The organism is Sphingobacterium sp. NPDC055431 (assembly GCF_053644255.1).
The window spans coordinates 551,366-575,341 of the sequence record NZ_JBSHLH010000001.1 but is presented as its reverse complement, the minus strand read 5'-3'; the positions used below and the strand labels follow the sequence as shown (position 1 = coordinate 575,341).

General features: G+C 41.9%; 19 protein-coding genes. 14 read left to right on the top strand and 5 right to left on the bottom strand.

What is annotated here, in order from left to right; translation table 11 throughout:
- Positions 1-4: 4 nt before the first annotated feature.
- The 12 genes from ACWIB3_RS02465 (at position 5) to ACWIB3_RS02410 (ending at position 13,391) form a co-directional block, all read left to right on the top strand.
- On the top strand, positions 5-1,078 hold the full coding sequence (locus ACWIB3_RS02465; protein WP_454290778.1) for an aldose 1-epimerase family protein: 1,074 nt from the start codon (positions 5-7) through the stop codon (positions 1,076-1,078).
- Between the two features lie 11 nt (positions 1,079-1,089).
- Positions 1,090-2,301: a cupin domain-containing protein gene (locus ACWIB3_RS02460; protein WP_185216012.1), complete on the top strand. Its 1,212-nt coding sequence runs from the start codon at positions 1,090-1,092 to the stop codon at positions 2,299-2,301.
- Positions 2,302-2,324: 23 nt separating this feature from the next.
- Entirely contained in the window at positions 2,325-3,365 is a 1,041-nt protein-coding gene (locus tag ACWIB3_RS02455; RefSeq protein ID WP_185210995.1) for a sugar phosphate isomerase/epimerase family protein, read from the top strand.
- 18 nt (positions 3,366-3,383) lie between these two features.
- Positions 3,384-4,544 carry a Gfo/Idh/MocA family protein gene (locus ACWIB3_RS02450; protein ID WP_454290777.1) on the top strand — a complete coding sequence of 387 codons (1,161 nt, stop codon included), beginning with the start codon at positions 3,384-3,386 and terminating at the stop codon, positions 4,542-4,544.
- Between the two features lie 18 nt (positions 4,545-4,562).
- On the top strand, positions 4,563-5,360 hold the full coding sequence (locus ACWIB3_RS02445) for a 3-keto-disaccharide hydrolase (protein ID WP_454290776.1): 798 nt from the start codon (positions 4,563-4,565) through the stop codon (positions 5,358-5,360).
- Positions 5,361-5,379: 19 nt separating this feature from the next.
- Positions 5,380-6,099 carry an EboA domain-containing protein gene (locus ACWIB3_RS02440; RefSeq protein ID WP_454290775.1) on the top strand — a complete coding sequence of 240 codons (720 nt, stop codon included), beginning with the start codon at positions 5,380-5,382 and terminating at the stop codon, positions 6,097-6,099.
- 12 nt (positions 6,100-6,111) lie between these two features.
- Complete coding sequence (locus ACWIB3_RS02435) at positions 6,112-7,092, top strand: TatD family hydrolase (protein WP_214649433.1); 981 nt, start codon at positions 6,112-6,114, stop codon at positions 7,090-7,092.
- 11 nt (positions 7,093-7,103) lie between these two features.
- A complete protein-coding gene (gene eboC, locus ACWIB3_RS02430; RefSeq protein ID WP_454290774.1) occupies positions 7,104-7,976 on the top strand; it encodes a UbiA-like protein EboC in 873 nt (290 codons plus the stop codon).
- A 12-nt stretch (positions 7,977-7,988) separates the two neighbouring features.
- On the top strand, positions 7,989-9,170 hold the full coding sequence (locus ACWIB3_RS02425; protein ID WP_454290773.1) for a 3-dehydroquinate synthase: 1,182 nt from the start codon (positions 7,989-7,991) through the stop codon (positions 9,168-9,170).
- Positions 9,157-10,371: a metabolite traffic protein EboE gene (eboE, locus tag ACWIB3_RS02420; protein WP_454290772.1), complete on the top strand. Its 1,215-nt coding sequence runs from the start codon at positions 9,157-9,159 to the stop codon at positions 10,369-10,371. The genes ACWIB3_RS02425 and eboE overlap by 14 nt, the downstream gene beginning before the upstream one ends.
- A gap of 2 nt (positions 10,372-10,373) precedes the next feature.
- A complete protein-coding gene (locus ACWIB3_RS02415; RefSeq protein ID WP_313260296.1) occupies positions 10,374-11,759 on the top strand; it encodes an alkaline phosphatase family protein in 1,386 nt (461 codons plus the stop codon).
- A gap of 93 nt (positions 11,760-11,852) precedes the next feature.
- Positions 11,853-13,391, top strand: coding sequence for a hypothetical protein (locus ACWIB3_RS02410; RefSeq protein WP_454290771.1), 1,539 nt, complete (start codon positions 11,853-11,855; stop codon positions 13,389-13,391).
- Between the two features lie 216 nt (positions 13,392-13,607).
- On the opposite strand, the gene ACWIB3_RS02405 is transcribed toward ACWIB3_RS02410, so the two are convergent.
- From ACWIB3_RS02405 to ACWIB3_RS02395, 3 genes are read right to left on the bottom strand one after another with little or no spacing between them, the layout of a single operon-like run.
- Entirely contained in the window at positions 13,608-15,050 is a 1,443-nt protein-coding gene (locus ACWIB3_RS02405; RefSeq protein WP_185216006.1) for an MFS transporter, read from the bottom strand.
- A 30-nt stretch (positions 15,051-15,080) separates the two neighbouring features.
- Positions 15,081-16,250, bottom strand: a complete 1,170-nt coding sequence (uxuA, locus tag ACWIB3_RS02400; protein ID WP_454290770.1) for a mannonate dehydratase — start codon at positions 16,248-16,250, stop codon at positions 15,081-15,083.
- Position 16,251: 1 nt separating this feature from the next.
- Positions 16,252-17,073 carry an SDR family oxidoreductase gene (locus ACWIB3_RS02395; RefSeq protein ID WP_185216004.1) on the bottom strand — a complete coding sequence of 274 codons (822 nt, stop codon included), beginning with the start codon at positions 17,071-17,073 and terminating at the stop codon, positions 16,252-16,254.
- Positions 17,074-17,214: 141 nt separating this feature from the next.
- Here ACWIB3_RS02395 and ACWIB3_RS02390 point away from each other — a divergent pair, with 141 nt between their 5' ends.
- Both ACWIB3_RS02390 and ACWIB3_RS02385 read left to right on the top strand, forming a co-directional pair.
- Positions 17,215-18,207 (top strand): PfkB family carbohydrate kinase, encoded by a 993-nt coding sequence (locus ACWIB3_RS02390; RefSeq protein WP_454290769.1) that lies wholly within the window; start codon positions 17,215-17,217, stop codon positions 18,205-18,207.
- A 1-nt stretch (position 18,208) separates the two neighbouring features.
- Positions 18,209-18,859 carry a bifunctional 4-hydroxy-2-oxoglutarate aldolase/2-dehydro-3-deoxy-phosphogluconate aldolase gene (locus ACWIB3_RS02385; RefSeq protein ID WP_454290768.1) on the top strand — a complete coding sequence of 217 codons (651 nt, stop codon included), beginning with the start codon at positions 18,209-18,211 and terminating at the stop codon, positions 18,857-18,859.
- Positions 18,860-18,863: 4 nt separating this feature from the next.
- Here ACWIB3_RS02385 and ACWIB3_RS02380 read toward each other — a convergent pair whose 3' ends face one another.
- Both ACWIB3_RS02380 and rpoC read right to left on the bottom strand, forming a co-directional pair.
- A complete protein-coding gene (locus ACWIB3_RS02380) occupies positions 18,864-19,544 on the bottom strand; it encodes an MgtC/SapB family protein (RefSeq protein WP_313260306.1) in 681 nt (226 codons plus the stop codon).
- Between the two features lie 132 nt (positions 19,545-19,676).
- Positions 19,677-23,954 (bottom strand): DNA-directed RNA polymerase subunit beta', encoded by a 4,278-nt coding sequence (gene rpoC / locus ACWIB3_RS02375; protein ID WP_454290767.1) that lies wholly within the window; start codon positions 23,952-23,954, stop codon positions 19,677-19,679.
- Positions 23,955-23,976: the final 22 nt, after the last annotated feature.

The window sequence follows — 23,976 nt, the reverse complement described above, 5'->3', positions numbered from 1 at the left end:
GGCATTGGAAAACTCAAAGCAAGACTGGTTGAACAAAGTCTCCCATGTGGCCCAAGTTGGAGGCATAGAAACTTCCATTTTGGATAATGGAAGGGGGAAAGGAACACGTATAGCTTGGATCAATACAGGGGCAGGACTACGATTCAAGGTAGTCATCGACCGCGGTATGGATATAGCGGACGCTTCGTTCAATCAGTTTAACTTGAGTTGGCTAAGTCGCTTGGGGGTCACTGCTCCGCAACCCTTCTCAGACCAGGGAATCGATTGGTTAAGAACCTTTGGAGGTGGATTACTGACGACCTGTGGAGTCACCCATGTTGGAGGACCGGAACAAGATGAACATGGACAACGCGGCTTGCATGATCAATTCAGCAACAGCCCTGCAGAACTCATATCCATCAAGCAGCCCGATCTAGCCAACGGCGATTACGAAATGTCCATTACTGGAAAAATATTTCAAGGCCATCCCCTAGGAGATAACATCGAGATTACGCGCACAATACGATGCAATCTAGGTCATCCAACCATTTATTTGGATGATGAGATACAGAATATCGGTAATATCTATTCTTCCCATATGATTTTATACCATTTCAACTTTGGGTGGCCTTTCATTGATGCGGGAACCAAACTGCTCTGGAAAGGAGCTTGGCAATCTCGCGAAACCGGCGCAGACAACAAGATTTTTAAAGAAGGACAAGACTTCCGAACCTGTCAAGAACCAAGGGAGGACCACAGTGGTTCAGGGGAAGAAGCAGCATTGATAGATGTGGATAGTAATGAGCAAGGCCAAGTAGACTGTGGAATCTTCAATGAAAAATTAGGCTTTGCCTTAAAATTAAGCTTCAATAAGAAGCAGCTGCCTTGGTTGACCAATTGGCAACATTGGGGCAGAGGTGAATATGTAACAGGTCTGGAACCTGGCACCAACCCTCCACTCGGACAGAAACTGATGCGCGAACGAGGGGAATTAATCCAATTGAAACCTGGAGAAAAGCGGAAATATAACTTAGAAATCAGTATATTGAATAACCCCGACTCCATTACGGAATTTGTAAACAAGTATATAAACCTATAAAAATAATTAGAATGGAAATCATTGAAAAGGCATTCGAACAAGGCAAAGGAATATTGAGATTAGCACCTAACTGGGTGCCGAGATCTTTTTGTGTACCAGGCAGAAGGATAAAACTTCACCCCGATGATTACTATGTATTAGGCGGTGAACGTGGTGGTATTGATGAACGTTGGTTTTCATCGACTACTCCTGCTAAGAACGGTCCTTTGACGGGTGAATTTGAAGGATTGAGTTTTGTAGTATATGAAGAAAATGGTAAAACAGAACAGGTATTATTAGCTGACTGCGTTGACCATTTAAAAGGAAAATTAATTGGTGACCGTCTTTGGGATGAATATCAAAGCTGGCCTATGTATTCCAAGTTCTTTGACAACATGGGACCACTACCCCACCACATCCACCACAATGATGAAAAAGCGGCGCTGATCGAACAACAAGGAAAACCAGAGGCGTATTATTTCCCACCACAGTTGAACAACCATGGCGGTGATTTCCCATATACCTTTATGGGAATTGCTCCTGGAACTCCGAAAGAGACTATCAAAGAATGTCTGGAGAACTTTGCCAAAGGTGACAATAAGATCACCAATTATTCTCAAGCATACCGCTTGGAACCGGGTACCGGATGGGATGTTCCTCCTGGCTTATTGCATGCTCCAGGTAGCTTATGTACCTATGAACCGCAAAAGGCTTCAGATGTTTTTGCGATGTACCAATCCTTGGTGAATGAAGCGATCATCCCTGAAGAGTTATTATGGAAAGGTGTACCTGAAAACATGAAAGGCGATTATGACGCCTTGATGGATATCATTGACTGGGATCTGAACGTTGACCCGGACATGATGAAAAATAGATTTATGGCTCCACTTCCAGTGAAGGATGAAAAAGAAATGGAAAGCCTAGGCTATTCAGAGAAATGGGTATGCTATAAATCAACCGCTTTCAGTGCCAAAGAATTAACGGTATTCCCTGGACAAACCGTAACCATTACAGATGGAGCAGCCTATGGATTGATCATGATGCAGGGATATGGCAAGATGAATGATTGGACCATCGAAACACCAGCCTTGATCCGTTATGGACAACTGACTTTTGATGAATACTTTGTATCTGAAGAAGCGGCAAAAAGAGGAGTAACCATTCAGAACCATTCTACAACAGATCCGATCGTGATGTTAAAGCATTTCGGTCCAGACAATCCGGATTTGGTAGTAAAAGGTTAATTAATGAATAAATAAACGTAGTTATGAGCAAGAACAATTTCCCAAAATTACACAATGCTACATGGCCAGGCATTGTTGGAAAAGGAGACCATGAACCCATCATTTCTTTGGATGAGTTATTGGAAAAAACAGCAAAAGCAGAAGTAAACGGCGTAAAATTCGATGGTGTTGACTTAGGATTATTTGATCCACATGTTAAGTTGGACACTTCGGACGACCATATAAAATCAGTGGTAGACAAGATTGGAGGAACCTATGGCCTAGCTATAGGTACGCTAGTTGCCCCTATCTGGCCTCCCGATGGTGGTTCAGCAATGGGCTCACAAGCAGACAGAGACCGCTTTGTAGAAGTGGTAAGAAAAGCTGCTGAGTTTGGATATAAACTAAGAAAAGAAGGAATCCGAACCAATAATGTAATCCGTGTGGACTCAGCGAGCAGTGTAGAGGAATGGGCGAAGAACCCTACGGAAAACACCAAATTAATTGCAGACACTTTCCGTAGGGCTTGCGATGCTGCGGCAGAATATGGCGAGCGTTTAGCGGCTGAAGGTGAAATCTGCTGGGGTGGTATGCAAAGCTGGAAAACCATGCTGGAAACCCTAGAGATGGTAGATCGTGATAATATGGGCTTCCAGGCAGATATGTCCCACACTTTCCTTTATCTATTGGGCTATAACGCACCTGAAGACCGCATCTTAAAACCTGATTTCCAATGGGATGACCGTGAAGAATTGGAACGAGGACTTAAGTTCCTGACTTCAAAACTACGCCCTTGGACCATAGACTTCCACGTTGCCCAAAATGATGGAACCGTATTTGGATCAGGATCACACGATAAAACCGGAAGACACTGTTTACCGACAGACCCTAACGGTCGTTTGGATATCGCTAAGGATGCTGGCTTCTGGATGAAGGATGAAAATGGCAATCCGACCAAAGCCTTCAACCATATCTGTTGGGATGGATGTATGTTCCCAAATGAGGTCATGCACAAACAAGAAACCTGGGATTCGATCTTGAAAACCTTGATCGAGGTTCGCGAGGTAAATGGATGGTCCGAGTAATCTTCAAAAGAAAAAATCATGAGCAAAAAAGAATTAAGAATTGGATTAATAGGATGTGGATTCATGGGAAGAACCCATTCTAATGGATATAAACGCGTACCTAATTTCTTTCCTGATCTGGAATATACACCTGTCCTAAAGGCTGTATGTTCACGCAGTGAAGACAAAGTGAAAGCCTTTGCGGAGCAGTGGGGCTATGAGTCCTACGAGACCGACTGGAAGAAACTGATCGCTAGGGATGATATCGATGCGGTAGACATCTGTACCCCAAACAACATGCATATGGAAATCGCTGTTGCTGCAGCGGCAGCCGGTAAAATGGTGCTCTGCGAAAAACCGCTTTCCAGAACTTTGGAAGAAGGCGAGAAAATGGTAGAAGCCGTTGAATCTAATAAGGTGAAAAACACCATTTGGTACAATTACCGCCGTTTACCTGCCGTTACATTGGCTAAACAGATCGTCGACAGCGGCAAACTGGGCAAGATCTTCCACTATCGCAGTAACTTCCTTCAGGATTGGACCATCAACGAGAACCTTCCACAGGGAGGTGCCGCATTTTGGAGAATGGATGCAGATGCTGCAGGTTCTGGAGTTACCGGTGACCTATTGGCACACTGTATTGATTTAGCGATGTGGATCAATGGAGGTATCAAGGATGTATCGGCCATGACTGAAATCTTCGTGAAACAGCGTATGCATGAAGAGACCGGTAAAATGGAAGATGTCAAGATCGATGATGCCTGTATATTCCATTGTCATTTTGATAATGAGTCTTTAGGTCTGTTTGAATCGACGCGCTATGCCCGTGGTCACAAAGCCTTATTTACCTTTGAGATCAATGGTGAAAAGGGTTCCTTGAAATGGGATCTACATGATATGAACCGACTGGAATATTTCAACAATGCTGATGATTCCATCGTCAAAGGATGGCGCTCAATCCATGTTACAGATGGTGACCAACCTTACATGGATAAATGGTGGGTTCCGGGTCTATCTTTGGGATACGAGCATTCCTTCGTACACCAAGTAGCAGATTTTTTACAAACCTTGGAAACAGGCGAAGAATGCCACCCAACTTTTAGGGATGCCCTGGAAACACAGAAGGTCTGCGAAGCGGTTATCAACTCTGCAAAAAACAGAAAATGGGAAGATACCCATGTAGAGTGGAAGAACAAATAAGCATTAGAGAAATCCATTATGAAAAAAATATTCAAATATAGCTGTATCTGCCTCAGTGCTACTATTTTACTAGGTTCTTGCAACGGAAGCAATGCAGAACAAAACAATAAACAGGACAGTGCAGTTACGGATACCATAGGATTAGAAGACGGTTATATCGCGATGTTTGAGCCCAATTCCCTATCCGGTTGGGAAGGTGACACGACCTATTGGAAAATGGAAAACGGGATCCTTTCAGGCGAGATCCGTGAGGATCAAGAACCATTGAAAAACAATACATTTTTGATCTGGAACGGTGGTGATGTTGCTGACTTTTCGCTGAAAACTAAATTTAAAATTTCCGAAAATGGAAATAGTGGTGTAAATTACAGAAGCGATCGTTTCACAGAGGTGCCCAATGCCCTACGAGGTTATCAGGCAGACATTGATGGAAAGAATAATTACACTGGTCAAAACTATGAGGAACGAAAGCGAACAACCTTAGCATACCGTGGTCAGCGAACTGAAATATTGAACCCTGCAGATGGAAATAAAGGCGAGTCGAAAGGCAATGCCTGGACAAATATGAAGGTAATCGATTCAGTAGCTACCGATGAAGAATTAAAGACCATAGTAAAACCCAATGATTGGAATGATCTGGAAATCGTTGCTGAAGGCAATAAATTAACACATTTTATCAATGGAAAGGTAATCGCCGAGGTGATTGACAATGATCCTGAAAACCGCAAGGAAAAAGGATTGATTGGTGTTCAAGTGCATGTTGGTCCACCAATGAAAGTAGAGTACAAAGACATGCAGATAAAAATTTTAAAGTAATTATAATATAAACCGCAATATGGAATGGAAAGAACAAGTGAGAAATACCTTATTCGAACTGCTGACCGCAGAGGAGAAAAGCTATTTAGAGGAGTGTGAAAGAAATATTGCAGATAATTATTCTACAAGTTTTGTAAGGATATTTTCCTCATTGAGCAGGAAATTAAATACCAGCAAGGATAAAACAGTAAGTATGGTCCAAGAGGATAGCAATCCGCTGATTGTTGACCATTGGACCGTACTTAGACTTGCGAGAGTTTACCTATTGGGTTTGATCGAAGATCAACAAGAACCCTATTTTACCTTTATCGAGAAGTTGTTCAACTATGCAGACATGCAGGAGCTAGAAGCCCTGTATTCGGCTTTGAACATCTTCCAGTTCCCAAGAATCTGGATCGACCGTTGCCAAGAGGGTATTCGGAATAATATTGGGCTGGTGCAAGGCGCTATCATGGAGCAGAATAAGTTTCCTGCTACCTATTTAAATGAAGAGGCCTGGAACCAAATGATTTTAAAAAGCTTTTTTACCGGCAAGGACATCAAGAAGATCTACGGTCTGTACGACCGCAACAATATCCATCTTGCAAACTCCATTGTCGACTATATTTATGAACGCGATTCTGCCAATCGAGAGATACATCCCATGTTATGGGTTTTGGCGAAGGATCACTTACCTCCTCGCGCTAAAGAAATCTTGAAGCAGCAAAACAATAGCCCAGAATTATTAGAGAAAAATTAAAAACAGACAGGAATGTGCACAGAATTAAATAGAGACCTAGCAAGCATGGGGAAACCAATGCCGCTAGACTTTGAATTAATTAAAGGGATGAAATTTGTGGACCCACATATTCATATGGTTTCACGAACGACGGATGATTACCAAGCGCTGTTTGATGCGGGCGTCCTATTACTGATCGAACCCGCTTTTTGGGTTGGACAGCCTAGAACTGGAATAGATACCTTTAAAGATTATTATAGTAGCCTGATTGGTTGGGAAAGATTTAGAGCTTCCCAATTTGGTATAAGACACTTCTGTACCATTGGGCTTAATTCTAGAGAAGCTAACAATGAAGCTTTAGCAGAACAAGTCATGGAATTACTTCCTCATTTCATTTACAAGGAAGGAGTTCTCGGCATTGGAGAAATTGGTTTCGATGACCAGACTCCTGCTGAAGATAAATATTATAGAGCTCAACTTGAGCTTGCTAAAGAAGCTGGACTTCCCGTTCAGGTTCATACCCCACACCGCGATAAAACTCGTGGTACGACACGAAGTATGGATATTGCCATTGAACATGGCCTCGATCCTCAAACGGTAATCATTGACCATAACTCCGAAGAAACGGTAAAAGAAGTATTGGACCGTGGTTTTTACGCCGGCTTTACCATTTATCCATTTACCAAGATGGGAAATGAACGCATGGTGGAAATCGTAAAGGAATACGGCTCGGAAAGGATCATGGTCAATTCAGCAGCAGATTGGGGAATTTCAGACCCCTTGGCTGTGCCCAAAACTGCTGCCCTGATGCTCCAATATGGTGTTTCCAAAGAAGATGTGGAAAAGGTGACCTATCAGAATGCATTGGATGCCTTCCAAGTCAGCAAGCATCTTGACCTTAGCACTTTGGACAAGACATTATTTGCAGATCCGAATGAAAAATTTGAAGGTAATACAATCCTTCGTGGTGGTCAACAACCTAGGTTAAATAAGGATTCTATTATTATTTCTTAATACCATTGCGTATGTTGAAACCATGGATCCAAATCATCAGGCCGTCCAATGTTTTAACAGCCATATCTGATGTTTTAGCTGGTGTCGCTTTAGCCTGCTTGTTTCTGCAACAAGATTTGCCACAGGTCAATCCATTGATCTGGATTACCATTTCCAGTATGTGTTTATATACTGGGGGCATAGTCTTCAATGATGTGTTTGATGCTGCACTGGATAAAGTGGAGCGTCCGGAACGACCTATTCCTTCGGGCAGGATCAAAAAATCCGCTGCCAGTATCTTGGGTACATTAGCCTTTGCAATTGGATGCTTTTTAGCCTTTCAGGTGAATATGGCGGCATTCTATATTTCATTGGCCATCGTCCTGATGTGCCTACTGTACAATGGCCAAGCAAAACATCATTTTTTAGCTGGCCCAATCGTCATGGGAGGCTGTAGAGGATTGAACCTATTATTGGGAATGGCCGTTTTACCAGATTCATTGAGCTACTGGTACATTGCCATCATTCCGATTATCTATATCGCTTCAGTAACAAACATAAGCCGTGGAGAAGTATATGGCAGCAATAAAACTGCCTTACTGGTATCCATTGGTCTATATTCTATTGTTATCTTAACACTCCTTTATTTCACCTATAGCAGCAAAAATTACCTGGCATTGGTCTTTATCTTGCTTTTCAGTCTTATGATCGGTTCGCCGGTTTCCAAGGCCTTGAAAACCTTACAGCCACAGGATGTCAGGAAAGCCGTGAAATTTGGAGTGCTCGCACTGATATTAATGAATGCCAGCTGGATTGCCATTTCTGGCCATTGGTTGTTAGCATTGGCCGTATGTGCCATATTACCGGTTTCGATCTTCTTAGCCAAGAAATTTGCCGTAACCTAAACCCTATTAAGAATGGAACGTGTATTAGAACAAAAATTCACTATTGAATATCAATATAACATCTTTTTCACCAAAGGTCTTTTCACTTTAGGAAATAACCTATTAAAGGACTTTCTAGCCAAGAACAGCAATCCCGGTTTCAAACAGAAGATCCTGTTTGTCATTGATGCTGGATTTATGGATAAACATCCCGGTCTGACAGAACAGATCTTTATCTATTTTATGGAAATGGAAGATTTTTTCCTGGCGAGTGAACCTTTGGTCATTCCCGGTGGTGAAATCTGCAAGAATGACACAAGCTGCTTAGACGCCATTATCCAGGCAGTGGACCAATACGGTATAGATAGACATTCCTATGTGATCGGCATTGGCGGTGGAGCTATTTTGGACCTTGTTGGCTATGCCGCTGCGATCTCACACCGTGGGATCAAACATATCCGTATTCCAACTACGGTCCTATCTCAAAATGACTCCGGAGTTGGTGTTAAAAACTCCGTAAACTATAAAGGGAAAAAGAACTTTTTAGGAACTTTTACACCAGCAAAGGCTGTTTTCAATGATTATGAATTCTTGCAAACTCTAGACGAAAGATCTTGGGTTGCGGGGGTATCCGAGGCTATAAAAGTGGCCCTGATCAAGGATTTATCTTTCTATGAATGGATAGAAAAAAATGCCAGCAAGATCAAGGAAAGGAATTCCGAAGAAATGGAAGATCTGATCTATCGTTGTGCCGATAAGCACCTAGAACATATCCGTAATGGAGATCCATTCGAATTAGGTTCTTCAAGACCATTGGATTTTGGCCATTGGAGTGCCCATAAATTGGAACAGATGACCGACTTCCAAGTGTTGCATGGCGAAGCTGTTGCCATTGGAATCGCCATGGACGTTTTATATTCTTATTTAATCGGCAATATTTCAGAAGAAGAGGCTACTCGAGTGGTCAGCTTGATCCGCAATCTTGGACTTCCGATTTATCACTCCATCCTAGATTCCGAAGAGGCGAGGTTTATTTTACTATCAGGTTTGCTTGATTTTCAAGAGCATCTTGGCGGAAAATTGACCGTGGTCCTTTTGGAAAAAATGGGAAAAGGAAAAGATTACCACCAATTAGATTATGACCTGATTATCCAAGCTATCGATTTCCTAAAGAACTTTAGCAAAAATCAAAACCCTTTCTATGAAGCTAGCTAATTCACATCTTTCTTATTGTAGCAATATCCATCCTGGCGAAGCCTGGAAAGACCATTTTCAAGAGCTAAAAAACAATCTACCGAAGATAAAAGCGGCCGTTTCAGCCGAACAGGACTTTGGATTGGGATTGCGACTTTCCGCTCAAGCAGCCAAAGAACTAAGTCAGCCGCAAGCTTTAAAAGATTTTCAGGATTGGTTGAAACAGAACCATATCTACGTCTTCACTATGAATGGTTTCCCTTATGGTGATTTCCATATCAAAGAGGTCAAGGACAAAGTGCATGCACCGGATTGGACAAGCACAGAACGCTATGAATATACCAAGAACCTTTTCGACATCTTAGCGCAATTATTACCGGAGGGCCAGGAAGGTGGAATCTCCACTTCTCCTCTATCCTACCGTTTTTGGCATGAGCAGCACACCGCGGAATGGCAACAAAAGCGGGATATCTGTACAAAACATATTCTCTTGGTTGCTGAGCACCTGTACCAAAAAGAGGTGAACAGCTCTGTTTATATGCACCTTGATATTGAACCTGAACCGGATGGTATGTTGGAAGACTCAAGGGAATTTATCGCTTGGTACAGCCAAGAGTTGATCCCAATGGCTACCGAGTATTTTAAGGAAAAATATAAACTGGATGATGATCAAGCCAAGGCAATCATCAACAGATATATCTGCCTATGCTATGATGTCTGCCATTTTGCACTGGAATATGAAGATCATCAACAGAGCATGGATGAATTGGAAAAACTGAACATCAAAATTGGCAAATTCCAAGTCAGTTCGGCCTTAAAAGTAGCGCTTGCTGAGGATCCAGATAAAAGGGCAATCCAAAAAAACAAGCTGAAAGAATTTAATGAACCGATCTATTTGCATCAGGTCATTGCAAAAGATAGCGAGGGAAACCTGATCAAATATAAGGACCTTCCTGATGCATTAAATGACAGCAATGATGCAAATCATGTGGAATGGAGAAGCCATTTTCATGTCCCTATCTTTTTGGAAAGTTATGGTGAGCTGGATTCTACCCAAGGCGATATCTTAAAGGTCATTGACCTGCATAAGGAAAAGCAAAGAACAAATCATATCGAGGTAGAGACATATACCTGGGGCGTATTGCCAAAATCCTTGCAGGCTCCTATTGAAGAGTCGATCGCAAGGGAATTGAATTGGTTATTGAATAAATTAAGGAATTAAATATGAAGAGAATTGCTGTAATAGATATTGTTGGGCTTTCAAGTTCCGTAATTGGAGAACATACCCCGTTCATTGAGAAATTCATAAAAGAGAATAAATTGCGTAAGATCAAACCGGTTTTGCCAGCATTGACCACCTCTGCACAGACTACCTATTTAACTGGGGTCGCTCCGAATGAACATGGAATCGTTGGCAACGGATGGTATGACCATACCGATTCTGAAATTAAATTCTGGAAACAATCCAACAAATTGGTCCAAGGCGAAAACATCTGGGTGACCGGAAAGAAACAGAATCCTGCCTTTACCTGTGCACAGATGTTCTGGTGGTACAACATGTACAATGATGCAGATTTCTCGGCCACACCGAGACCAAATTACTTGGCCGATGGCAGAAAGATGCCGGATTGCTATGCTTACCCCAGCAGCCTTCGCGATGAATTGACAGAAAAATTCGGAAAATTTCCTCTATTTAACTTCTGGGGGCCCAATGCCAATATCACCTCTTCCAATTGGATAGCCGATTCGGCCATGTATGTGGAGGAGAAACATCAACCGACCCTAAATCTGATATATCTTCCACATTTGGATTATTGCTTACAGAAATACGGTCCAAAAGGAGAAAGTGTCGCAGCGGAATTGAAACAAATCGATCAACTGGTTGAAAAACTTACGACCTTCTTCCAAAAAAGAAATGTGGAAGTTGTCCTTTTATCGGAATACGGCATTGGACCAGTCGATCAACCTATCCATATCAACAGGATCCTACGTAAAGAAGGCCTGATCGATATCCGGATTGAAAGAGGTTTGGAACTATTGGATGCTGGAGCTTCAGAGGCATTTGCGGTTTCTGATCACCAGATTGCACATGTATATACCAAAACTCCGGAAACCCGAGATAAACTTAAAACCTTGTTGTCCAAGGTCGCTGGTGTAGCCAAGGTGTTGGACAAGGAGGAACAGAAGGCCTATAAAATCGACCATGAGCGTTCTGGAGATTTGGTGCTGCTAGCAAATCCTAATGCTTGGTTTACCTATTACTTCTGGGAAGATGATGCTGTTGCACCGGACTATGCCAGAATGGTAGATATACACAAGAAACCGGGTTACGATCCGGTGGAAATGTTTATGACCTCGAAGTCTAGGGCAATCGGCAAACTCATCTTAAAGAAAATAGGTTTTGCAGCTGTTCTGGATATTACTCCATTAGATGCATCATTGGTGAAAGGTTCACATGGCATTGTAGATGTAGACCCTGAATACTACCCTATTTTAATTGGTGATTTTGATGGATTGGATGAAAATGTAGAACCGACATCCATCAAGCAAATACTCCTAAACAAGATTTTTGTAGATAAAAAAGTGCAGGAAACTGTTGTTTCTCAATAAATGTAGATAATATGTAAATAGTCTGCATATGTTTTGTTAAAGATCAAGAGGATAATCTTTTGCATCTTTAATTCATACAAATACTGCGCTATTATGTCATATCATGCTATAGAAAATTTGGTTGAAGATGCAGTTCACCTTCTGGAAAGATCTGCTCTTCCTGTCGCGGAACAACGTAAAATCATTTTCAATCTCTATCAATTCCAAAATCGATTTGATACGAGCTATACTGTTTTACGTTGTTTCCCGTATTTGGAAAAAATTGGATTTATCAAGAAGCTTCCCATTGATCAACATCCTGACTATAAAAAGAACCCCGATTATTTCAAAAACCTAGAAGATTCCGACTGGCTCCTCGGTGATGTCAACAATGAGGAGGCTGATGTTGTCTATCAGGAAGACGGCAATTTTTTCCCTGAGTATGGTTCTGATGCCTGGAAAAGATTGCTGGACAATGGACAATGGAAAGAAGCTCCCGAAGAAGTGGCCCATATTCCCATTCCACATTTGATCACTGAAATGATTGAACTATCGGAAAAACAAGGCAACAAGCAGCTGATGCATAATTTTTATCTTGCTTTCGTCAATGCCTATCTAGAAGCAGATATTGGTGCAGAGGAAGGTTTTACAAAAGATTTTGAGCAGTGGATCAATAATCCTGATTTGATCAAGCTACATGAACTCCTCAGCCAACATGATTTACTAAAGATCAAGAAGAAGGAGACAGATTTTGAAGTCCCTAGACTTTCAGATGAATTGTCCGGGCTGACAGATCCTGATGAAAGAGCCAAGCTCAGCTTTTTGATGGACCCCAAAAAATCTATCGAAAAAATATACGCTAGCTACCTCAAGGAAAAAAAGGCTGCCCTGGAATTACCTCAGCATATCGAGATGATTTCAAGCATGGTCAAGGAGAAGATGGAAAAAAGTTCATGGACATTCTTGGAGGAAAAGGTTGAACAACCATCGGATAAATGCAATTGGGTATGGTACAAAGATGTATCAGATGGTAATAGAACAAATCGTCTCTTCACGGAAATAAGCTTAGATGTAGATTTAAGTTCTATTTTCGCCATCCAATATGTACAGCATGGATTGCTTTTGGAATGGCAGGAGAAGTCGCTGAGCAAGAACTTGGAAGACGCTCAGTTTAAAACCAATCCTTTCGAACTTATTGACAATGATGAAGTCGAAAAGAATCTCAACTTTTTAGGATTATGGGTTCTTCCGTTAAAATCTTCTGGAAAAAGAATCGCTACATCAACCGAGCATTTCTTGCAATACCTCGATGGTCTGGGAACAAGTTATTTGGACAGAATCAATAAAGAGTTTCCTAAACCTTTCTTCGCTAAGTCCTTTTCTTCGTATATCAAAATATTTGAATCCATGGATCCGATAAACGATTTTTTATTGTTCAATGATCTGTATTCCATTAGTCAGATATTCATCCATAACCTCATTCATCAAGGTAAAGAAAAAGAAGCCCTGAAAATCTATGATACCATGGAAGGTCGATTGACAGATCGTTTTCGGGAAAATATCCCTTGGTATAAGAATGAATTTTTACCTTTTATCAAAGCCATCAAAGCAGGTAAAAAACCAGCCTTGCCAGGTTTGTTCAAAAAGAATTAGTGGTATCTTATCATATTGATCATGGCATTCTAAACTATTTTAAGATGCACCCCCTTTCCATTCCTCCGTATGAACCAGGATTAAATGGATGAGAGAATGGACCAAGATCATAGTTATGGACCTGTTGAAATACTTCTAAAACAACGGCACTGAACCATTGAATTTCGCAGATAATTATAGCAGTTTCATTTGAATAAGGTCAATCGAAAAAGGCAATTATGATAGATGAATTAGTTTCATTTTTGGAACCAATATTCTCATGATGGTCCAAGCCAAAAGGTAGGCTATCGAACACACGGCAAAGATGATAAAGTATCCAGATTCAATTCCTTCAAATCCAAACACTTTCATATTGGTTTGTTCGGCGTAGTCAAACAGGACACCCGAAACTTTATTGATCAAGAAAGAGCCAACCCCACCAGCAAGACCACTTATACCGGTCACTGTCGCAATCGCCTTCTTTGGAAACATATCACCTACGGCCGAGAATATATTGGCAGACCATGATTGGTGCGCCGCTGCACTTATACCGATCAGGATAACCGGAAACCAATACGAATATTCACCCAAAGGCTGTGCAAAGAGGATCAACAAAGGGAAGAACGCAAAGATCAGCATGGCTCTCATTCGACCTGCATAAACCTCCATACCTTTCTTTTCTACAAAATAGGTCGGTAACCAGCCACCGATGATGGATAACATAGTAATGGCATAAAGAACAAATATAGCAACCTGCCCCTCTATATCCGAGGATTTAATATCATATACTGAACTTAAATAGGCTGGGAACCAAAACAAGAGAAACCACCATACCCCATCGGTCAGGAACTTCCCGAAGATCAAGGCCCAGGTCTGTTTGAATTTTAAGCATTCACGGATGGAGACTTTTGCTTTCACCGTTTTATCGGCCTCAGCAACCTCTCCATGATCCACATCCTGCTTGATATAGGCGAGTTCAGCTGCATTCACATGCGGGTTTTCTTCTGGCTTCTTGTACATAAACTGCCAAAATCCCATCCAGATGAAACCTAAGGCCCCAATAATAATGAACGACATTTCCCAACCGTATTTGGCTGCAATCACGGGAATAATCAATGGCGCTAAAAGTGCTCCAATGGTCGTTCCTGAGTTAAAGATTGAAGTAGAAAATGCCCTGTCCTTCTTTGGAAAGTATTCTACACAGGCTTTCATGGCTGCCGGAAAGTTTCCACCCTCTCCCAACGCCAAGATGATACGTGCAAAAATAAAGACGGTGACAGAAATATTAACCACCTTGGTTACATCTTCAATACCGGCAATAATTTCCTTGGCCTGACCAAAACTGACCAACCATTCGCCCGCGAGAACACCTGATGTGATCATGCCACAGAAAGCATGCAGGATAGCGCCTACCGACCAGATCGCAATTGCCCATAAATAGCCTTTTTTTGTTCCTAGCTTGTCGATAAAACGACCAGATAACAACATGGAAATGGCATAGACAATAGAGAATATGGCCGCAACATTACCATAGTCATTGTTGGTCCAATGGAATTCTGGGGCAATAAAATCTTTCCAGGTTAAGGAAAGGACTTGCCGATCCAGGTAATTGATGGTCGTTGCGAAAAATATCAGTGCACAAACCGTCCACCTATATTTCGTAGGTTTACTCGTATCCATAATTTGTTGTTTATGTTGGTAGATCCTTGGTTAAGATCTCAAAATTCCTAATTCCAAACCCCTCAATTCAGCCAGACCACGAAGTCTTCCAATGGCAGAATAACCAGGATTGGTCACTTTATTGATATCATCGAGCATTTGATGCCCATGGTCAGGTCTAAATGGAATGGCCAATGCTCTGCGTTGGTTTTCTTCACTCAAGCCCTTTACGATGGCATACATATCCACATCCCCATCCAAATGGTCTGCCTCATAGAAGCTTCCAATGGCATCACGTTTTACATTTCGCAGATGCGCAAAATGAACACGATGTTTCACTTTGTCCAAGATCTGAGGAAGGTTGTTTTTTGGACCAGCGCCTAAAGAACCGGTACAGAAACAGATTCCGTTGAATTCCCTAGGCTGTTCTGAAATAATGTACACTAAATCTTCTTCGTTGCTAACCACCCTAGGAAGCCCTAAGATTGCATACGGAGGGTCGTCAGGGTGAATAGTCATCTTGATTCCATTGACCTCACAGGTGTCAGCAATGGCCCCCAAGAAATAAAGCAAGTTCTGTTTTAATCCTTCCCTTCCAATACTTTTATAGATATTGATGCTATTTTGTAGAGATTCCAAGGTAATATCACCTTCACCTGGAATGCCCATCAGGATATTGAATTGAAGATCTGTTTTCTCTTCCGCAGACATCTTGTTGTACTTCTCCTCAGCTAGCTGTTGAATTTCTTGGGAATAGTCCTGCGCAGCTGCTTCTCTCTTTAGGATATAAATATCAAAGATAGCAAGGTCGATCCAATCAAAATAGAGCGCTTTGGAACCATCCTTCATGATCAGGTCCAACTGGGTCCTAGTCCAATCCAGAACTGGCATAAAATTATAGCAGATCGTCTTGATACCACAAGCTGCTAAATTCTGCAACGATTGCTTATAACGCTCAATATATTGGTCAGCCTCGGCAGATCTTGTTTTGATAGCTTCGTGTACAGGAACGGATTCTACAACCGACCATGACAATCCTGCTTCTTCAATTATCTTTTTCCTTTCCTGTATGTCCTCCAACGGCCATACTTCACCATGTGGGATATGATGCAAAGCCGAAACTATGCCAGTAGCCCCAGCTTGCTTCACATCTTGCAATGATACCGGATCATTAGGTCCGTACCATCGCCAAGTTTGTTCTAAGAATTTTTTGTTTTCCATGTTATACGCCACACCAAGAGTTAAAGCCACCATCGACAAAAATGATCTCGCCAGAAACAAATGCTGAAGCATCGCTCAAGAGATAAACTAAGGTTCCTTCCAATTCAGACGGGTCACCCAATCTTCGATATGGTGTCCCATTGATAAACTTCTGAGCCCTATCGGTATAACTGCCATCTGGATTGGTCAATAAGGTCTTGTTTTGCTCCGTTAAGAAAACTCCCGGTGCAATAGCATTGACACGCACCTTGTCACCATAACGTAAAGCCAATTCAGTGGACATCCATTTGGTGAAGCCATCAATGGCATGCTTGGCTACGGTATAGCCCAGCACACGGGTCAAGGGTCTTGATGCTGCCAAGGAAGAAATATTGATAATGGAACCCTTGCCCTTGTTAGCAATAAGTTCCCCAAAAATCAAGGTCGGAATAATGGTTCCATAAAGATTTAGCTCGATTGCTTTTATGGTATCCTGGATTTTATTGTCAAATATGTTTTGATCATCAGCGATCGTTGCCCCTGGGATGTTTCCTCCCACGGCATTGATCAGGCCATCGATGCTACCATAACGGTTCACGATCTGTTGTTTGGCATCCTTGACCGACTGCTCATCCATCACATCTGCTACAATACCTATGGCTTCTGCCCCGAGGTCATTGGCCATGCTGATACGTTCATTGATTTTTTCCTGGTTTCTCCCGATAATACAGATTTTAGCGCCGGCTTCAGCTAATGCCTTCACGAAGGATTTGCCCAAAATTCCGGTGCCTCCTGTAATAACGATAACTTTATCTTTAAGGGAGAATTTATCTAGAATAGTCATAGTTTATAGTTGATTATTATCCAATAATACAGAAATTAAAGGGAAAAATCGACATGGAAAACAGGATTATTACTTAAACGTTTTCGTAAAATCGCTGCAACAATCCATCAAAAACTATTATATTGTTGTTCAGTTTGACCTATGCCACAGATATTAACATTCGGAGAAGTATTGTATCGCCTTCAAAGCCTCAGTGAGTCGATTTTTGAGGGTGGAAATAATCGTTTAAAAATTTTCCCAGGTGGTTCAGAAGCCAATGTTGCTGTTGGTTTGGCCCAAATGGGGGATCAGGTCCAGTTCTATTCGGCCTTTCCTGAGAATACCCTTGCAAAGGAGCTGCTGGAAAGCATTCAGCATTTAGGTGTGGATTGTTCCAAGGCTATCCGAATAGGCGATCGCATCGGCAGCTATATCCTCCTTTCGGCAAATGGACTGAGCAGTGGCGAGGTGGTATACGATAGAAAGTATTCAAGTTTCAGTCTGTTAAAACCTGAGGACATCGATTTTGACCTGTTGTTTCAAGATGTGGATTGGTTCCATTGGTCAGCATTGACACCGGCACTTTCCGAAGACATGGCAATCCTGATGGAAACGGTACTGAAGGAGGCCGATCAAAGAGGGATCACGATATCTGTGGACCTCAATTTCCGGAGCAAACTCTGGAAATATGGCAAAGAGCCACTGGAAGTCATGCCAGACTTGGTCGCTTATTGTGATGTCATCATGGGGAATATCTGGGCGGCACAAAACATGTTGAATAGCCCTGTGGAAATAGGACTAAATCGCCAGACAACCAAAGAAATTTATTTCAACAGTTCCCAAATCTCTGCAAAGCATATTTTTGAGGCTTTCCCCAAAGCGAAACATATCGCCAATACGTTCAGGTTCATGGACCATCCAAAACATAATCTGTTTTATGGCACCTACCATAACAGAAACGAGGACAGCATTTCAGCCACTTTTGAAACAGAAGCTGTAATCGATAGGATCGGTAGTGGTGATGCGTTTATGGCGGGGCTGATCCATGCCCTAAGGCAAGGCATGCCTGCACAGGAAACCATAGACTTCGCAACTGGAGCTGGTTATCAAAAATTATTTGTAGAAGGAGATTTTGGAAATGGAAAAGCCAACTAAGATGAAAGAAGAAATTATCAAAGAAATCATTCGAAATCCAGTCTTACCTGTTTTTTATGATGATGACGTCAATACCTGCATTCAGGCCCTACAAAGCTGCTATGAAGGCGGTATTAGGGTTTTTGAATTTGTAAACCGAGGTGCGGAAGCGGAACAGAATTTCAAGGCCTTGCGTAACTATAAGGAAGAGCACTTCCCCGATCTGAAACTGGGGATAGGAACCATCATGCATGCGGATGATGCAGACCGTTTTATTGAACTGGGAGCAGACTTTTTGGTGAGTCCTATTTTTTCGGAATGTGTTGCGAGTTCTGCCAAGAAGAATAACATCCTTTGGATTCCGGGCTGCATGACTCCTACCGAAATTGCCGATGCCCAAATGGCTGGCTGCACTTTCGTGAAACTATTCCCCGGCGACACCTTAGGTCCTGGGTTTCTGAAAAGCATCAAACCTATCTTTCCAAATTTACGGTTTATGCCAACGGGTGGCGTAGACTGCTCATCGGAAAGTATCAACAAATGGTTTGAAGCCGGAGTCAGTGCTGTGGGACTTGGCTCGAAACTGTTCGTAAAAGTCAATGGGAAGTATGAATTCGGACAGATTGCTGAAAACTGCAGAAACCTATTGAATTGGGCAAAAAGAGGGGGTTGATCTGTTATAGGCTAATCTCAACCAATTGTTTGTTTTCAAGAATAGATCTTTCAAACTTGCGGATATTTCTTTTATCGATCAGCACCTCAAGTTCAATAGTCAATAAATCGGCAGACATGGTCTGCTTTTTTATTTTCACATGCTTAGAAAGCGGTCTGATAGCTGTCAACAATTGATCCTTGGCATCCAGGTCCTCCCTTTTCATACTGACACTTACCAAGCGCACGATATTGTGGATTACATATTTATTCAATAAGGGTCCCGAAACAATAATGGCAAAACAAGCAAGCAAGAAAATGGCCGCGATGACATAGACTCCAAAACCGATTGCCATTCCAATGGCTGCTGACATCCAGATAATACTGGCTGTAGTCAATCCATTTACATTCACCCCATCTTTGAAGATCACCCCAGCACCTAGGAAACCAATACCTGAAACCACGTACGAGGCTATCCGAGTGGCATCCTCCGATTCTCCAGCACCCAATTTAAAGGATAGCAAGGAAAACAAGGTACTCCCCAAACAGATAATTGAAATGGTCTTGAAACCAGCTGATTTATCCTTCCACTCGCGCTCGAATCCCAATACAAATCCGGCACAAAGTGATAATACGGCTTTCAACAAGTCATTCCAATCCCATACAAGTTGAGTGATGATAAAGTCGATAGATGCGATGTCAGTCATAATCAGAGGAACAAATATAATATGAAATTGTTAATAAAAATCTTTAATTCTCCCAAAAACAAAAAAGCTCGGCTACAGGAGCCGAGCTTTTTATATATCCTTTAGGAAGGTTAATTCCTAAATCTTTCGATATTAATCTTCTTCTTTAGAAGCCAACAACTGATCGTATTCTTCACGAGAACCAACGATGATGTTGCTGTATTGACGTAAACCTGTTCCTGAAGGGATTAAGTGACCAACAATTACGTTTTCTTTCAATCCTAACAAGTTATCACGTTTACCTGCGATAGCAGCTTCGTTCAATACTTTGGTAGTTTCCTGGAAGGAAGCAGCAGAGATAAATGACTTCGTACCTAATGAAGCTCTGGTAATACCTTGCAACAATGGACTAGAAGTAGCAGGAATAGCATCACGCACTTCCACTAATTTCAAGTCTTGACGTTTCAAGCTAGAGTTTTCTTCACGCAATTTACGAAGGTTTACGATCTGTCCTGGACGCAATGATTTAGAATCACCAGCATCTACAACCACTTTCTTGTCGTAAAGTGAATCGTTTTCTTCCATGAAATCCCATTTGTTTACAGCTTCTTTTTCTAAGAAACGAGTATCTCCTGGATCTTCGATATTCACTTTCTGCATCATTTGGTGAACGATGGTTTCGAAGTGCTTATCGTTGATTTTCACACCTTGTAGACGGTAAACCTCTTGGATACCATTTACAATGTATTCCTGTACTGCAGAAGGACCTTTGATCGATAAGATATCCGAAGGGGAAATCTGACCGTCTGAAAGTGGCATACCCGCTTTGATAAAGTCATTATCCTGTACCAAGATGTGTTTAGAAAGTGGAACTAGGTATTTCTTCACTTGTCCGTCACGGGACTCGATCGAAATCTCACGGTTACCACGTTTAACACCACCTAAAGTTACAACACCGTCGATTTCAGTAACAACCGCTGGGTTTGAAGGATTACGAGCCTCGAACAACTCCGTTACACGAGGAAGACCACCCGTAATATCTCGGGTCTTACCTGTAGAACGAGGGATCTTAACTAAAATCGCACCTTCTTTCACTTTTTGGCCATCAGATACCGAAACGTGGGCTCCTACTGGAATGTTGTATGAACGAATGATTTCGCCTTTGTTATCCAATACTTTGATCGTCGGGTTTTTAGTCTTATCACGAGTCTCGATGATCACTTTCTCTTTGTGTCCAGTTTGCTCATCAGATTCCTCACGGTAAGTAATACCTTCGATAATAGCATCAAATTCTACCTTACCAGCAAATTCAGAGATAATTACAGCGTTGTATGGATCCCAGTCTACCAACTTGGTTCCTTTTTCCACTTTCTCTCCTTCTTTCACGTATAGGTTCGATCCGTAAGGGATAATTTGTTGGTAAAGGACTTTCTTATCGTCATTTACAACTTTAATCTCTCCTGAACGACCCAATACAACTTGGTAAGGACCAAATTCACCTTCTTTTTCTACTGTACGAACGTTCTCAAATTCGATTTTACCATCGTATTTAGCAATGATCGAAGATTCAGCAGCAATGTTAGATGCCGTACCACCGACGTGGAATGTACGAAGTGTCAACTGTGTACCTGGCTCACCGATTGACTGAGCAGCAATTACACCGACAGCTTCACCCAATTGAACACGTTTACCTGACGCTAAGTTACGTCCGTAACAACATGCACAAACTCCACGCTTAGACTCACAAGTTAATACAGAACGGATTTCAACTCCTTCAATTCCTGCATTCTCGATTGCCTCAGCAACTTCTTCAGTGATATCATCATTTGCAGCAACGATCAATTCGTTTGTCTCAGGATGAACAACATCGTTCAATGGCGTACGTCCTAAAATACGGTCGTACAATGGTTCAACGATATCATCATTATCCTTAAGCGCTGTAGTATAGATACCGCGTAAACCGTTACAGTCTTGCTCAACAACAATCATATCCTGAGCAACATCATGTAAACGACGGGTTAAGTAACCCGCATCGGCTGTTTTCAACGCTGTATCGGCAAGACCTTTACGAGCACCGTGGGTAGAGATAAAGTACTCCAATACCGACAAACCTTCTTTGAAGTTTGAAAGGATCGGGTTTTCAATAATCTCACCACCTGAAGTACCAGATTTCTGAGGTTTCGCCATCAAACCACGCATACCGCATAACTGACGGATCTGCTCTTTCGATCCACGAGCTCCTGAATCCAACATCATGTATACTGAGTTGAAACCTTGGTTGTCGTTCGAAAGGATATCCATAACGTGCGCTGTCAACTTGTTGTTGATACGTGTCCAGATATCGATGATTTGGTTATAACGTTCGTTGTTCGTAATGAAACCCATGTTATAGTTGTTCATTACTTCTTCAACTTCGTTTGTAGCTTGAGTGATCAAATCAGCTTTCGCAGCAGGGATGTTCAAATCTTGAAGGTTGAACGATAGACCACCTTTGAATGCTGTTTGGAATCCTAACTCTTTCATGTCATCCAAGAATTTCGCTGCACGAGCCATACCCGTGTTCTTCACGATCTCTCCAATGACATTACGAAGTGACTTCTTAGTCAATAGTTCATTGATGTATCCTACCTCTTCTGGAACGATTTGGTTGAAGATCACACGACCTACAGTCGTTTCAATGATTTGATCTTTGAACTCTCCTTCTTTGGTCTTAACGCGAGCTTTAACCTTGATAAAGGAGTGAAGATCTACTTTTGCTTCGTTCAAGGCAATGATTACCTCTTCTGCGGAATAGAAAGTACTTCCTTCACCTTTCATCACAAGCTTGTCATCAGTCTTACGGCCTTTGGTAATATAGTAAAGACCCAATACCATGTCTTGAGATGGTACTGTAACTGGTGAACCGTTTGCAGGGTTAAGAATGTTGTGTGCTGCCAACATCAAGATTTGGGCTTCCAAAATTGCAGCATTACCTAATGGTAAGTGAACTGCCATCTGGTCACCGTCGAAATCGGCGTTGAACGCTGTACACACTAATGGGTGTAATTGGATCGCTTTACCCTCAACTAAGGTTGGTTGGAAAGCCTGAATACCCAAACGGTGAAGCGTAGGTGCACGGTTTAGTAATACTGGGTGACCTTTCAATACGTTCTCAAGGATATCCCATACTACTGGATCTTTGCGATCTACAATTTTCTTCGCTGACTTAACTGTCTTTACGATTCCTCTTTCGATCATCTTACGGATGATAAACGGTTTGTAAAGCTCAGCAGCCATATCTTTAGGAAGACCACACTCATGTAATTTCAAGTGAGGACCAACGACGATTACCGAACGAGCCGAGTAGTCAACACGCTTACCTAATAAGTTCTGACGGAAACGACCTTGCTTACCTTTAAGGATATCCGATAAAGATTTTAAAGCACGGTTACCTTCAGTCTTAACAGCATTTACCTTACGTGAGTTATCGAATAACGAGTCAACAGCTTCTTGAAGCATACGTTTCTCGTTACGTAAGATTACCTCTGGAGCTTTGATCTCGATCAAACGCTTCAAACGGTTGTTACGGATAATTACACGACGGTAAAGGTCATTTAAGTCTGAAGTCGCAAAACGACCACCATCCAAAGGAACTAAAGGACGTAACTCTGGTGGAATAATAGGTACGATCTTAACGATCATCCATTCCGGACGGTTTTCGATATGATCATTAGCACCACGGAAAGCCTCAACAACGTGAAGACGTTTCAACGCCTCGTTCTTACGTTGCTGGGAAGTTTCGTTCGCTGCTTGGTGACGAAGATCGTATGATAATTGGTCTAAGTCTAGACGTTTCAACAAATCTTCCAATGCCTCTGCACCCATCTTAGCGATGAATTTCTGAGGATCGTTGTCATCCAGGTATTGGTTTTCTTTTGGAAGGGTATCCAAGATATCTAGATATTCCTCTTCTGTCAAGAAATCCATGTATGAAATACCATCTTCTTCTTTGATACCAGCTTGGATAACCACGTATCTTTCGTAGTAGATGATCATATCCAACTTCTTCGTTGGAAGGCCTAATAAATAACCAATTTTGTTAGGTAGAGAACGGAAGTACCAGATATGAGCAACCGGAACCACCAAGTTGATGTGTCCCATACGCTCACGACGTACTTTCTTCTCTGTAACTTCAACACCACAACGGTCACAAACGATCCCTTTATAACGGATACGCTTGTACTTACCACAGTGACATTCGTAGTCTTTTACTGGACCGAAAATACGCTCACAGAATAGACCATCACGTTCTGGTTTATAAGTACGGTAGTTGATAGTTTCTGGTTTAGTAACCTCACCACTTGAACGCTCCAAAATAGTTTCTGGAGAAGCTAAGCTGATCGTAATCGATGTAAAGTTACTTTTGATTTTGTTATCTTTTTTGTAAGACATACTTAGTAAAAAGTTAAAGCTG